Consider the following 13,668-nt stretch of genomic DNA (forward strand, 5'->3'; position numbering starts at 1 on the left):
CCCGCGCCCTTTTTTACATGGTGGACGGGATCAGCGGACCTTTCCTTTGGTCAGCGCCAGCTCCTCTTTGTCGAAATCATCGACATCGATCACCTTGCGTCGTGCTGCTTCGGCATCACGCAGGGTTTGCGCCTCCACGGGCTGCAACACGCCGGCTTCCAGCGCTGCATCGATGACGTGTTCCCCGACCGCTGGTTTGACCTGACCGCTTTTGAGGGCCACATGCAGTTTTTTCTGCAAGGGCTGCGCCGCGTTCAACAGATTGCAGGCGTGTTGCAGTGCGCCGACGGCATCATCGGCCGATTGCGGACGGTAGCAACCGCCGAGCAATTCTTCGAGGGTCGGATCGCCCTTGGCCCGGCCAATCACCGCCGCGACTTCTGCGCCGAGCGTGTCCGAAGGTCCTTTGTGACGACGACCAAGCGGGAATACGATCACCCGCAGCAGACAACCCAGCACCCTGTTCGGGAAGTTGCTCAGCAGTTCATCGAGTGCGCGCTCCGATTGACCCAGGCTTTCTTCCATGGCCCAGGTAAACAGCGGTGCCATATGGTCCGGTGAGTCGAGGTCGTGGTAACGCTTGAGCGCGGCGGAGGCGAGGTACATGTTGCTGAGCACGTCCCCCAGACGAGCCGACAAGCGTTCGCGGCGTTTCAGTTCACCGCCCAGCAGCATCATGCTCAGGTCGGCGAGCATGGCGAACGCAGCGGCCTGGCGATTGAGTGCACGGAAGTAACCCTGGCTGAGCGTGTTGCCCGGCGCGTGTTCGAAATGCCCTAAGCCGAGGTTCAGCACCAGCGTGCTGGCGGCATTGCCCACGGCAAAACCGATGTGCTTGAGCAGCAGGCCATCGAACTCGGTGAGTGCCTGGTCCTTGTCTTCGCGGCCGGCCAGGGCCATTTCCTTGAGCACGAAAGGGTGGCAGCGAATCGCGCCCTGGCCGAAGATCATCAGGTTGCGCGAGAGAATGTTCGCGCCTTCCACGGTGATGAAGATCGGCGCGCCATTCCAGCTGCGCCCCAGGTAGTTGTTCGGCCCCATGATGATCGCCTTGCCGCCGTGCACGTCCATGGCGTGGCTGATGCACTCGCGACCGCGTTCGGTGAGGTGATACTTGAGAATTGCCGACAGCACCGACGGTTTCTCGCCCAGGTCTACTGCGTTGGCGGTCAGCATCCGCGCGGCGTCCATCATCCAGGCATTGCCGCCGATGCGCGCCATGGCTTCCTGAATGCCTTCGAAGGCCGCCAGCGGCACGTTGAACTGCTCCCGAACCTGCGCGTATTGTCCGGTTACCAGACTGGTGAACTTCGCCGCACCGGTGCCCACTGCCGGCAACGAAATCGAACGCCCGACCGACAGGCAGTTCATCAGCATCATCCAGCCTTTACCGAGCATTTCCTGGCCGCCGATGAGGAACTCCAGCGGAATGAACACATCCTTGCCCGAGTTCGGGCCGTTCATGAACGAAGCGCCCAGGGGCAAGTGACGGCGGCCGATTTCGACGCCGGCGGTGTCGGTGGGGACCAGCGCCAGGCTGATACCCAGGTCTTCTTCGTCCCCCAGCAGGTGATCCGGGTCGTAGGCCTTGAACGCCAAGCCGAGCAGGGTAGCGACCGGGCCCAGCGTGATGTAGCGCTTTTCCCAGTTCAGGCGCAGGCCGAGGGTTTCCTGGCCTTCCCATTGTCCTTTGCAGATCACCCCGGTGTCGGGCATCGCGCCAGCGTCGGAACCGGCCAGAGGGCCGGTCAATGCGAAGCAGGGGATGTCGTCACCCCGTGCCAGTCGTGGCAGGTAGTGGTTGCGTTGTTCGTCGGTGCCGTAATGCAGCAACAGTTCGGCCGGGCCGAGGGAATTGGGGACCATCACCGTGGAGGCGAGATCGCCGCTGTGGGTCGCCAGTTTCATCGCCACTTGCGAGTGGGCATAGGCGGAAAAACCTTTGCCACCGAATTCCTTGGGAATGATCAGGGCGAAGAAGCCGTTGTCCTTGATGTGGGCCCAGGCTTCTGGCGGCAGGTCCATGTCTTGCCCGATCTGCCAGTCGCTGACCATGGCGCAGAGTGCTTCGGTCGGGCCGTCGATAAAGGCCTGTTCTTCTTCGCTCAGTTGCGCTTTGGGGTAGGACAGCAGTTTGTCCCAGTCCGGACGACCGCTGAACAGTTCACCGTCCCACCACACCGTGCCGGCGTCGATGGCATCGCGTTCGGTTGGCGACATCGGCGGCAGGGTTTTCTGGAACCAGTTGAACATCGGCGCACTGAAGTATTTGCGGCGCAGGTCAGGCAGCAATAGCGGGGCCGCGGTGGCCGCGAGCAACACCCAGAAAATCAGCAGCAACCCACCCGGTGCACGGCTGAAAATGCCCATCGCCAACAGATAGACAGCAACGATGCCCATGGCGGGCAGCGGGGCGATGCGGCGGTGAGCCAAATAAGCGATCCCGACAACCAGAACCAGTATCCACAACAGCAGCATATTTAATCCTCCGTGAAACCAGGGCAAAACCAGCCTTCAGAGCTTAGACGGCATCCGTAAAACAGGGTGGTCAGAGCGATGTGATTGAAATCGTGGGAAACCGTGATGAATTTTGTAGGACCGATGGGCGACAGGTCGTGAAAAATCATTCATGGCGCGAGCGACAATGCGCTCAAGTTTGGCCGAAACGTCGTTATCTCTGTGCTGAACCTGTCGCTAGACTCGTGGCTTCCCCAGGAGATTGTTCTCATGCACGAGTATCTGAGTCCCGGCCGCTTCATCGATAGTGACCACCCGTCGGTGGTGGAGTTCGCCGAAAAACATCGAGGCAGCAGTGCCGACCCGCTCGTGCAGGCGATCAATCTCTATTACGCCGTGCGCGAGGCCGTGCGCTACAACCCCTACACCTTCAGTCGCGACCCGCAGACCTTGCGTGGCAGTTATGCACTGGCGGCCGGGACGAGTTACTGCGTGCCCAAAGCCACGCTGCTGGCCGGATGCGCACGGCATTGCTCGATCCCCGCACGCATCGGCCTGGCGGATGTGCGCAACCATTTATCGACGCCGCGCCTGCTCGAATTGCTCAAGAGCGACGTGTTCGCCATGCACGGTTATACGGAGCTTTATCTGAACGATCGCTGGATCAAGGCCACGCCGGCGTTCAACCAGGGCTTGTGCGAACTGTTCAATGTCGCACCACTGGAATTCGATGGAATCAACGACAGCGTTTTCCATCCCTTTAATCGTGACGGCGAGCAGTTGATGGAGTACCTGCTCGATCACGGCCAGTTCACCGACGTGCCTGAAACGTTCTTTTTCGAGCACTTGGAAAAGTGCTACCCACATCTGTTCAGCGAGCAACTGCCGGTGCTGCTGGGCGATATGCAGAGCGATTTGAGTCGCGCCTGATCCGGCGTATGCTGCCTGCGCATTCATCCATAAAGAGGCGGTCATGCTGAAGATCTGGGGTCGGAAAAATTCGTCGAATGTCAGGAAACCTTTGTGGGCCGCCGAGGAGCTGGGCCTGGCCTATGAAGCGATCGATGCCGGCGGCGCCTTTGGTGTAGTCGATACGCCGCAGTACCGCGCGATGAATCCCAACGGCCGTGTGCCGGTGATTGAAGACGACGGTTTCGTGCTGTGGGAATCCAACACCATCGTGCGTTACTTGCTGGCGCGCCATGCCAACGGTACTGCCTGGTACCCCGAGAATCCGCAAGCCCGCGCCGCTGCCGAGAAGTGGATGGACTGGACCACTTCAAGTTTTGCCGGCCCATTCCGTACGGTGTTCTGGGGCGTATTGCGCACGCCGCAAGACAAGCAGGACTGGCCCGCCATCAAGGCTGCAATCAAGGAATGTGACGATCTGCTGTCGATGGCCGATCAAGCGTTGGCGACCCAACCGTACCTGTCGGGCAATGACATCGGCATGGGCGACATTCCCCTCGGCAGTTTCATTTATGCCTGGTTCGAGATGCCGATCGAGCGTGCGCCACAGCCTCATCTTGAAGCCTGGTACGCACGACTGAAGCAGCGTCCGGCGTATAAGAAAGCCGTCATGACCGCGTTGACTTAATACTCACTATCGACACACTTGACTGTACTTGTGAGGCGGCGACAAGCACCATTGCGTCCATGCGCTGCGGTTGCATTGCTCGCCGCCCGCCCTTATTTATTCTTTTCTTCCCTTCTTGGTGCGTAAATCCGATATGAGTTCCGCTCTGTCCATCCGGCAGCTAACCAAAACCTACGGCAACGGTTTCCAGGCCTTGAGTGGTATCGATCTGGACGTCGCCGAAGGTGACTTCTTCGCCTTGCTCGGCCCTAACGGCGCCGGCAAATCCACAACCATCGGCATTCTCTCGACCCTGGTCAACAAGACCAGCGGAACGGTGAATATCTTCGGCAACGACCTGGACAAGAACCCTGCGCAGCTCAAGCGCTCCATCGGCGTGGTGCCCCAGGAATTCAACTTCAACCAGTTCGAGAAGACCTTCGACATCGTCGTGACCCAGGCCGGTTACTACGGCATCCCGCCGAAAATCGCCAAGGAACGCGCCGAGCAGTACCTGACCCAGCTTGGCCTGTGGGACAAGCGCGATGTGCCGTCGCGTTCATTGTCCGGCGGCATGAAGCGCCGACTGATGATCGCCCGTGCGCTGGTCCACGAACCACGCCTGCTGATCCTCGATGAACCGACGGCGGGTGTGGATATCGAACTGCGTCGTTCGATGTGGACCTACCTCACCGAGCTGAACAAGAAAGGCATCACCATCATCCTCACCACCCACTACCTGGAAGAGGCTGAGCAGTTGTGCCGCAACATCGGCATCATCGACCACGGCACCATCGTCGAGAACACCAGCATGAAGCAGTTGCTCGGCCAACTGCATGTTGAAACCTTCTTGCTCGACATGAAAAACGATCTGAAAGTGGCGCCGCAGTTGCTCGGTTACGCCACCAAGCTGCTCGACAGCCACACCCTGGAAGTCCAGGTGGACAAGGCCATGGGCATTACCGCGCTGTTTACTCAGCTTGCTCAACAGCGCATCGAAGTGCTGAGCCTGCGTAACAAAACCAATCGCCTCGAGGAGTTGTTCGTGTCCCTGGTGGAGAAAAATCTGTCGAAGGTGGCGGTATGAGTTCCGAGCTGCAACCCAATCTCGTTGCACTCAATACCATCGTTTACCGTGAGGTCAAACGCTTTACCCGGATCTGGCCGCAGACCTTGCTGCCGCCGGCCATCACCATGGTTCTGTACTTCGTGATCTTCGGCAACCTGATCGGTCGGCAGATCGGCGACATGGGTGGCTTCACCTACATGGAGTACATCGTCCCGGGACTGATCATGATGTCGGTGATCACCAACTCCTACGGCAACGTGGTCTCGAGTTTCTTCGGCAGCAAGTTCCAGCGTTCCATCGAGGAATTGATGGTGTCGCCGGTGTCGCCGCATACGATTCTGATTGGCTACACCCTGGGAGGCGTGTTGCGCGGCTTGATGGTCGGGGTCATCGTGACGCTGCTGTCGCTGTTCTTCACCGACTTGCAGGTGCATCACCTGGGGGTGACCATTCTGGTGGTGGTGCTGACCGCTACGATTTTCTCGTTGTTGGGCTTTATCAACGCGGTGTTTGCGCGCAATTTCGATGACATCTCGATCATCCCGACTTTCGTGCTCACGCCACTGACGTACCTGGGCGGGGTGTTCTACTCGATCAGCTTGCTGCCGCCGTTCTGGCAGACCGTGTCCCTGGCCAACCCGGTGCTGCACATGGTCAACGCTTTCCGTTACGGGATTCTGGGCGTTTCGGACATCCGGATCAGCGTGGCGATTACCTTCATGCTGGTGGCGACTGTGGTGTTGTATATCGGTTGTGCGCGGTTGCTGGTCAGTGGTCGCGGGATGCGTACATAAGGAAGACCGAGTCGCCTGCATCGTCGGAACGCCGCCCGGAGCAAGCTCGCTCCCACAGGGTCTCTGGTGTTTATGCGATTTGTGCCACGCAACAGATCCCTGTGGGAGCGAGCTTGCTCGCGATGGCGTCAGTCCAGACACCGCAAAAAAACAACGGCCTCCCACTGTGGAGGCCGTTTTGCGTTTACGGCATCCGTCTCTTCTGGCGCCGCCGCCACTGCCGCCCGACCCACCAGCGCCAGTACATCATGGTCAGGCAGTAGGCGAGTGCGCCGAGCACCAGTCCCGTCACCACCGAACCGAGTAAAAACGGCTGCCAAAGAGTCGAGAGTTGGCCGCTGATCCAATCCCAGGTCAATTCATCCGGCAAATGACGGGCAGGCACGTCCATCAACCAGGCACCGGTCTGGTAAGTACAGAAAAACACGGCCGGCATGGTGATCGGGTTGGTCAGCCAGACCAGGCTGACGGCAATCGGCATGTTGCCGCGCGCGATGATGGCCAGGAACGCTGCCACCAACATCTGCAATGGAATCGGCAGGAAAGCCGCGAACAGACCCACTGCCATGGCCCGGGCGACGGAGTGTCGGTTGAGGTGCCAGAGGTTCGGGTCGTGCAGCAGGGTGCCGAGAAAGCGTAAGGACTTGTGTTCCCTGATGCTCGTCGGGTCTGGCATGTAGCGTTTGAATAAGCGCCGGGGCATAAGGCTTCTCGGTCGGTTAAGGCGGCAAGTATGTCTGGATTCCATGAACCGCCCATTCAGACTTTGTGACAATTGATAACCGCGGTCGTGCGATAAGCCGGCTATGCCTAGGGATGGAACTCTCAAGGACGGGCTTATGCGCATAGGGATGATGGCGCTGGCGCTGGGTCTGCTGACCCTGCGTTTTTTACCTGTACTACCGCCGGTCTGGTTTTGGCTGTCGTTGCCGGTAGCGGCTTTGATGATGCTGCCGTTCAGGACGTATCCACTGGCATTTTTCCTGTTCGGCTTCAGTTGGGCGTGTGCGAATGCGCAGTGGGCGCTGGATGATCGGCTGCCCGTCAGTCTGGATGGCGAAACCCGTTGGGTTGAAGGGCGGGTGGTGGGATTGCCCCAGAACGGTGAGGCAGTCGTGCGTTTCGAGTTGGCAGATGCCCGCTCGCGACGCGAGAAAGTCCCGAAATTGTTGCGCCTGGCCTGGTACGGCGGGCCGCCGGTCAACAGCGGCGAACAGTGGCGACTGGCGGTGAAATTGAAGCGTCCTGCCGGGCTGCTCAATCCCCATGCCTTCGATTACGACGCCTGGCTGCTGGCGCAACGCATCGGCGCCACCGGAACGGTCAAGGATGGCGTGCGTCTCCAGGAAGCCCGGTGGGCCTGGCGCGACGGCATCCGTCAACGATTGCAGGCGGTGGATGCCCAAGGCCGAACGGGGGCGCTGACGGCCTTGGTGCTGGGGGATGGCGCCGGGCTCAGTCGCGAGGATTGGCAGGTGTTGCAAGACACCGGCACTGTGCATTTGCTGGTGATTTCCGGGCAGCACATCGGCTTGCTGGCGGGGTTGGTGTACCTGCTGATCGCCGGCCTGGCCCGTTATGGCCTGTGGCCGGGCCGTTTGCCCTGGCTGCCATGGGCGTGCGGCCTGGCCTTCGCCGCTGCGCTTGGTTATGGGTTGCTGGCCGGCTTCGACGTGCCCGTGCGGCGGGCCTGCGTGATGATCGGCCTGGTGCTGTTGTGGCGGCTGCGCTTTCGTCACCTCGGTGCCTGGTGGCCGTTGTTGCTGGCGCTCAACGGCGTTCTGCTGCTGGACCCGCTGGCGAGCCTGCAACCGGGGTTCTGGTTGTCTTTCGCGGCGGTAGCCGTGTTGATCTTCATTTTCGGCGGCCGCCTGGGGCCTTGGCGCTGGTGGCACTCCTGGACCCGCGCCCAGTGGCTGATTGCGATCGGTCTGGGCCCGCTGTTGCTGGTTCTGGGATTGCCGATCAGCCTCAGCGGGCCGCTGGTCAATCTGCTGGCCGTGCCCTGGATCAGTCTGGTGGTGCTGCCGCCAGCCTTGCTGGGGACGCTGCTGTTGCCCATCCCTGTTGTGGGCGAAGGGTTGCTGTGGGTGTCGGGTGGCTTGATTGATCTATTGTTCAGAGGCCTGGCACTGATGGCCGGGCGTTTCCCCGCGTGGGTGCCGGCGGCGGTGCCGGTGTGGATAGGGGGCCTGGGCGCACTGGGTGCCTTGCTGCTGTTAATGCCTCGCGGAGTGCCCCTGCGCCTGTTGGGTTGGCCGATGCTGCTGTTGCTGGTATTTCCACCCCGGCAACTGCTGCCGGAGGGCACGGCCGAAATCTGGCAACTGGACGTCGGCCAGGGGCTGGCCATCCTCGTGCGTACCCGTCATCACACGCTGTTGTATGACGCCGGGCCACGTTTCGGTGATAACGACCTCGGCGAGCGCGTGGTGCTGCCGACGCTGCGCAAACTGGGCGTGAGCGCCCTCGACCTGATGCTGATCAGCCACGCCCATGCCGATCACGCTGGCGGGGCGCAGGCTGTCGCCAAGGGGTTGCCGGTGATGCGCGTACTCAGTGGCGAACCCTTGGAATTGCCCGCCGAGCTGCAAGCCGAAGCCTGCGAGAGCGGCCGGCAATGGACCTGGGACGGTGTGCAGTTCGCGCTCTGGCAATGGGCAGCAGCCCGGGAAAGCAATCCGAAATCCTGCGTGTTGCAGATCGAAGCCAACGGCGAGCGCCTGTTGCTGACCGGTGACATCGACACCGCGGCCGAGCGAGCCCTGCTCGACAGCCCCCTGGCGGTGACCACCGATTGGTTGCAGGCGCCCCATCACGGCAGTCGCAGTTCGTCTTCGCCAGCGCTGCTTGCCGCGTTGCAACCCGCGGCGGCGCTGATCTCCCGTGGCCAGGGCAATGCCTTCGGCCATCCCCATCCCACGGTAACAGCGCGCTATAAACAGCGAGGCATGGCGATTCATGACAGTGCCGAACAGGGTGCCATCCGTCTGCAACTGGGACAATTCAAGCCAGCATGGACAATGCGTCAGGAACGGCGTTTCTGGCGGCCTGCACCCTGATCGCGAGTGAACGAAGCCCACCGGATGCGCCATACCGGTCTTCGGTGCGCCCACCCCCTATGTTAGAGTGGCGCACTTTTTCGAGGGGACTGTCACTGTGTGGGAATTGGTCAAATCCGGCGGCTGGATGATGCTGCCGATCATTCTGAGTTCCATCGCGGCCATGGCGATCGTTGCCGAGCGTCTCTGGACCCTGCGCGCCAGCCGTGTGACCCCGGAGCATTTGCTCGGGCAGGTCTGGGTCTGGATCAAGGACAAGCAACTCAATAAAGACAAGCTCAAGGAACTGCGCGCCAACTCGCCGTTGGGTGAGATCCTGGCGGCGGGCCTGGCCAACTCCAAACATGGTCGCGAGATCATGAAAGAGTGCATCGAAGAGGCCGCTGCGCGGGTCATTCACGAACTCGAGCGCTACATCAACGCCCTGGGCACCATCGCGGCCATGGCCCCGTTGCTCGGCTTGCTCGGCACAGTGCTGGGCATGATCGATATTTTCAGTGCGTTCATGGGTTCGGGCATGACCACCAACGCCGCCGTGCTGGCCGGTGGTATCTCCAAAGCCCTGATCACCACGGCTGCGGGCCTGATGGTCGGTATCCCGGCAGTATTCTTCCATCGCTTCCTGCAACGCCGGATCGACGAACTGGTGGTAGGCATGGAGCAGGAAGCGATCAAGCTGGTCGAGGTTGTACAGGGTGACCGTGACGTGGACCTGTCCGAGGGCAAAAAAGCGTGAAATTCCGCCGCAAGCAACGGGAGAATGTGGACATCAACCTCGCGTCGCTGATCGACGTGGTGTTTATCCTGCTGCTGTTTTTCGTCGTGACCACCACCTTCACCCGTGAAACCCAGTTGCGCGTCGATTTGCCGGAAGCGGTCAGCGGCGCGCCTGCCGAAGACCAGCAGGCCAAGCACCTGGACGTCGCGATCAGTGCCGAGGGTGTGTTCTCGGTGAACAACCAGGTCTTGCCGAAGAACGACCTGGCTACTTTGATGGACGCACTGCAGAAAGAGTCCAGCGGTGACACCAATCTGCCGCTGTCCATCAGCGCCGACGGCAAGACCCAACACCAGGTTGTCATCACCGCCATGGACGCCGCCGGCAAACTCGGCTTCAGTCACCTGCGCATGACCACTGTCGAGGCGGCGCCGCCCGCGCCCTGATGGCCATCTCCGATCGCTTGCTCGCCGCGTGGTACCAGGGCCATCCGGCCCTGAAGCTGTTGCAGCCGCTGGAGTGGCTGTATCGGCGCGTGGTCAACAACAAGCGCAAGCGCTTCCTGGCGGGTGAGGGCGAGATCTATCAGCCGCCGGTGCCGCTGATCGTGGTCGGTAACATCACCGTCGGCGGCACCGGCAAGACGCCCTTGATCCTGTGGATGATCCAGCACTGCCAGCGCAGCGGCTTGCGGGTGGGCGTGGTCAGTCGCGGATACGGCGCCAAACCGCCGCAATTGCCGTGGCGGGTCGAAGCCGAGCAGGGCGCCGAAATCGCCGGGGATGAGCCTTTGTTGATCGTCCAGCGCACCGGCGTGCCGTTGATGATCGATCCGGACCGCAGCCGCGCGGTCAAAGCCTTGCTGGCGAGCGAGCCGCTGGACCTGATCCTGTCCGACGACGGCCTGCAGCATTATCGCCTGGCCCGCGACCTGGAACTGGTGCTGATCGACGCCGCCCGTGGCCTTGGCAATAGACGCTGCCTGCCGGCCGGGCCGTTGCGAGAGCCCGCCGAGCGCCTGCACAGCGTCGACGCGGTGCTCTACAACGGCGCCGCCGCCGACCGCGACGGCGGTTTTGCCTTCCAGCTACGGCCCACCGCGCTGGTCAATCTGCACAGCGGAGAACGGCGTCCCCTCGACCACTTTGCCGCCGGCCAGGCCCTGCACGCGGTGGCCGGGATCGGCAATCCGCAGCGTTTCTTCACGACCCTCGAAACGCTACACTGGCAGCCCGTACCCCATGCATTTGCCGACCACGCCGAATACAGCGTCCAGGCCTTGAATTTTACGCCGTCATTGCCATTGGTGATGACCGAAAAGGACGCGGTGAAGTGCCGTGCCTTCGCTGCCGCCGATTGGTGGTACCTGGCGGTCGATGCTGCGCCATCGCCGGCCTTCGTGGCTTGGTTCGATACGCAGCTGATGCGCCTGTTGCCGGCTCGTCTTTTGCCTTAATCCGTTTTTCTCCAGGGAATGCTCATGGACACCAAATTGCTCGATATCCTCGCTTGCCCGGTCTGCAAAGGCCCGCTCAAGCTCAGTGCCGACAAGACCGAGCTGATCAGCAAGGGCGCAGGTCTGGCGTACCCGATTCGTGACGGCATCCCGGTGATGCTCGAAACCGAAGCCCGCACCCTGACCACCGACGAGCGCCTGGATAAATGACCACCGCCTTTACCGTTGTCATCCCGTCGCGTTATGCCTCCACCCGCTTGCCGGGCAAGCCGTTGCTGATGATCGCCGGCAAGCCGATGATCCAGCACGTCTGGGAACAGGCCAGCAAGAGCAGCGCCGAGCGCGTGGTGGTCGCCACTGACGACGCGCGCATTGTCGAGGCCTGCAAGGGCTTTGGCGCCGAGGTGGTGCTGACCCGTGAAGACCACAATTCCGGCACTGATCGCCTGGCCGAAGTCGCCGCGAAATTGGGCCTGGCGCCCGATGCGATCGTGGTCAACGTCCAGGGTGACGAGCCGTTGATCCCGCCGAGCGTGATCGATCAGGTCGCCGCCAACCTGGCCGCCCACACCGAAGCGCGCATGGCCACCCTGGCCGAGCCGATCGAAGACGTGGAAACCCTGTTCAATCCCAACGTGGTCAAGGTCGTCAGCGACCTCAACGGCCTGGCGCTGACCTTCAGTCGCGCGACCTTGCCGTGGGCCCGTGATGCCTTCGCCAGGAGCCGCGAGCAATTGCCGGAAGGCGTGCCGTATCGCCGCCACATCGGCATCTATGCCTACCGCGCCGGTTTCCTGCATGACTTCGTCAGCTGGGGCCCGTGCTGGCTGGAAAACACCGAATCCCTGGAACAGCTGCGGGCCCTGTGGCACGGCGTGCGGATTCACGTCGCCGACGCACTGATCGCACCGCCCACCGGCGTCGACACCGTTGAAGACCTCGAGCGCGTTCGACGCCTGCTGGAGGCCTGATGCGGGTCCTGTTCGTCTGTCTGGGCAATATCTGCCGCTCTCCCACGGCGGAAGGGGTGCTGCGGCATAAACTGCGCGAAGCGGGGCTGGTCGATCACATCGAAGTTGCCTCCGCCGGCACCGGTGACTGGCACGTCGGCAAGGCGCCGGACAAGCGCAGCCAGGCCGCCGCCAGGTTGCGCGGCTACGACCTGTCCGCGCAGCGCGCCCAGCAAGTGAGTCGTGCCGATTTCGCCACCTACGACCTGATCCTGGCGATGGACAACAGCAACCTGCGCCACCTCAAGGCCCTGCAACCGGCCAAGGGCAAGGCCGAGCTGGACCTGTTCCTGCGTCGCTACGAGTCGGAAATCGACGAAGTCCCCGATCCGTATTACGACGGCGACCAGGGCTTTGAGCAGGTGCTGGACCTGATCGAACGCGCAAGCGACAGGCTAGTGATCGAATTGAAGGGGCGGTTATGAGTTTGCAGGTACTGCCCAAGGTGTCGCTCAAACCGTTCAATACCTTCGGGGTGGACGTTCAGGCCCGGTTGTTCGCCGAGGCCCACAGCGACGCCGACGTGCGCGAAGCCCTGGCCTATGCGGGGCAACATCAGGTGCCATTGCTGGTGATCGGCGGCGGCAGCAACCTGCTGCTCACCGCCGATATCCAGTCGCTGGTGCTGCGCATGGCCACGCGCGGGATTCGCATCCTGAGCGACGATGGCAGCAAGGTCGTGATCGAAGCCGAGGCCGGCGAACCTTGGCATCCGTTCGTGCAGCACACCCTGGCCCAGGGGTTGTCGGGGCTGGAGAACCTCAGCCTGATTCCCGGCACCGTCGGCGCGGCACCGATGCAAAACATCGGCGCCTATGGCGTGGAAATCAAGGACGTATTCGCCGGGCTGACCGCGCTGGATCGCCAGACCGGCGAACTGCGGGACTTCACCCTGGCCGAATGCAACTTCGCCTACCGCGACAGCCTGTTCAAACAGGAGCCGGGACGCTGGTTGATCCTGCGGGTGCGTTTCCTCCTCGACCGCGCCGTGCACCTGCATCTGGAATACGGCCCGGTGCGTCAGCGCCTGACCGAGCAGGGTATCGATCACCCCACGGCCACCGATGTCAGCCAGGCCATTTGCAGCATCCGCAACGAAAAGCTGCCGGACCCGGCGGTACTCGGCAATGCCGGCAGCTTCTTCAAGAACCCCCTGGTGCCCGCCGCACTCGTGGCGCAATTAAAGGGTGAATTCCCGGACCTGGTGGCCTACGCGCAACCGGACGGGCAAATGAAGCTGGCGGCGGGCTGGCTGATCGAGCGTGCGGGATGGAAAGGTTTCCGCGATGCCGACGCCGGTGTGCATAAATTGCAGGCGCTGGTGCTGGTCAACTATGGCAACGCGACCGGTCTGCAATTGCTGCATCTGGCGCAGCGCATCCAGAAAGACATTTCAGAACGTTTTCACGTTGATTTGGAAATGGAGCCTAATCGTTATTGATTGAGCAAAGGCAGGCTTTAAGCCATCTCAATTCCAAGTAGAACCAGGCTTGTTTCTACTTGCAGCTTAAAGCTTGCAACTAATT

The 13,668-nt window shown here is 61.6% G+C and carries 14 protein-coding genes; 12 read left to right on the forward strand and 2 right to left on the reverse strand.

The features are described 5' to 3' along the window. Positions 1 to 30 precede the first annotated feature (30 nt). The gene (locus tag ACA067_RS06535) at positions 31 to 2,478 is read right to left on the reverse strand and encodes an acyl-CoA dehydrogenase (protein ID WP_497461066.1); all 2,448 of its coding nucleotides are present in this window, start codon (positions 2,476 to 2,478) and stop codon (positions 31 to 33) included. A gap of 249 nt (positions 2,479 to 2,727) precedes the next feature. On the opposite strand from ACA067_RS06535, the gene ACA067_RS06540 reads away from it, so the two are divergent. From ACA067_RS06540 to ACA067_RS06555, 4 genes are all read left to right on the forward strand, one after another. Then, positions 2,728 to 3,387, forward strand: a complete 660-nt coding sequence (locus ACA067_RS06540) for a transglutaminase-like domain-containing protein (RefSeq protein WP_497461067.1) — start codon at positions 2,728 to 2,730, stop codon at positions 3,385 to 3,387. Positions 3,388 to 3,430: 43 nt separating this feature from the next. Further along, positions 3,431 to 4,054, forward strand: coding sequence for a glutathione S-transferase family protein (locus tag ACA067_RS06545; RefSeq protein ID WP_497461068.1), 624 nt, complete (start codon positions 3,431 to 3,433; stop codon positions 4,052 to 4,054). Between the two features lie 133 nt (positions 4,055 to 4,187). Further along, positions 4,188 to 5,120 (forward strand): ABC transporter ATP-binding protein, encoded by a 933-nt coding sequence (locus tag ACA067_RS06550; protein ID WP_497461069.1) that lies wholly within the window; start codon positions 4,188 to 4,190, stop codon positions 5,118 to 5,120. Then, entirely contained in the window at positions 5,117 to 5,896 is a 780-nt protein-coding gene (locus ACA067_RS06555; RefSeq protein WP_462031844.1) for an ABC transporter permease, read from the forward strand. The genes ACA067_RS06550 and ACA067_RS06555 overlap by 4 nt, the downstream gene beginning before the upstream one ends. 184 nt (positions 5,897 to 6,080) lie before the next feature. Here the strand turns inward: ACA067_RS06555 and ACA067_RS06560 are convergent, their stop codons facing one another. Continuing rightward, positions 6,081 to 6,599, reverse strand: a complete 519-nt coding sequence (locus ACA067_RS06560) for a DUF2062 domain-containing protein (RefSeq protein WP_497461070.1) — start codon at positions 6,597 to 6,599, stop codon at positions 6,081 to 6,083. A 136-nt stretch (positions 6,600 to 6,735) separates the two neighbouring features. On the opposite strand from ACA067_RS06560, the gene ACA067_RS06565 reads away from it, so the two are divergent. The 8 genes from ACA067_RS06565 to murB all read left to right on the forward strand — a co-directional run bounded on the left by ACA067_RS06565 (position 6,736) and on the right by murB (position 13,583). Beyond that, entirely contained in the window at positions 6,736 to 8,958 is a 2,223-nt protein-coding gene (locus ACA067_RS06565) for a DNA internalization-related competence protein ComEC/Rec2 (RefSeq protein ID WP_497461071.1), read from the forward strand. A 97-nt stretch (positions 8,959 to 9,055) separates the two neighbouring features. Beyond that, entirely contained in the window at positions 9,056 to 9,694 is a 639-nt protein-coding gene (gene pocA / locus ACA067_RS06570) for a flagellar polar localization protein PocA (RefSeq protein WP_497461072.1), read from the forward strand. Further along, positions 9,691 to 10,122: a flagellar polar localization protein PocB gene (gene pocB / locus ACA067_RS06575; RefSeq protein WP_497461073.1), complete on the forward strand. Its 432-nt coding sequence runs from the start codon at positions 9,691 to 9,693 to the stop codon at positions 10,120 to 10,122. The genes pocA and pocB overlap by 4 nt, the downstream gene beginning before the upstream one ends. Continuing rightward, positions 10,122 to 11,132: a tetraacyldisaccharide 4'-kinase gene (gene lpxK, locus ACA067_RS06580; protein WP_497461074.1), complete on the forward strand. Its 1,011-nt coding sequence runs from the start codon at positions 10,122 to 10,124 to the stop codon at positions 11,130 to 11,132. Before pocB ends, lpxK begins: the two co-directional genes overlap by 1 nt. Before the next feature lie 24 nt (positions 11,133 to 11,156). Continuing rightward, positions 11,157 to 11,342 carry a Trm112 family protein gene (locus ACA067_RS06585; protein WP_007945752.1) on the forward strand — a complete coding sequence of 62 codons (186 nt, stop codon included), beginning with the start codon at positions 11,157 to 11,159 and terminating at the stop codon, positions 11,340 to 11,342. Next, positions 11,339 to 12,103 (forward strand): 3-deoxy-manno-octulosonate cytidylyltransferase, encoded by a 765-nt coding sequence (kdsB, locus tag ACA067_RS06590; RefSeq protein WP_497455693.1) that lies wholly within the window; start codon positions 11,339 to 11,341, stop codon positions 12,101 to 12,103. The genes ACA067_RS06585 and kdsB overlap by 4 nt, the downstream gene beginning before the upstream one ends. Continuing rightward, on the forward strand, positions 12,103 to 12,567 hold the full coding sequence (locus ACA067_RS06595) for a low molecular weight protein-tyrosine-phosphatase (protein WP_497461075.1): 465 nt from the start codon (positions 12,103 to 12,105) through the stop codon (positions 12,565 to 12,567). Before kdsB ends, ACA067_RS06595 begins: the two co-directional genes overlap by 1 nt. Continuing rightward, positions 12,564 to 13,583, forward strand: coding sequence for a UDP-N-acetylmuramate dehydrogenase (gene murB / locus ACA067_RS06600; RefSeq protein WP_497461076.1), 1,020 nt, complete (start codon positions 12,564 to 12,566; stop codon positions 13,581 to 13,583). Before ACA067_RS06595 ends, murB begins: the two co-directional genes overlap by 4 nt. Positions 13,584 to 13,668: the final 85 nt, after the last annotated feature.

It is taken from the genome of Pseudomonas sp. LBUM1674, assembly GCF_059695635.1.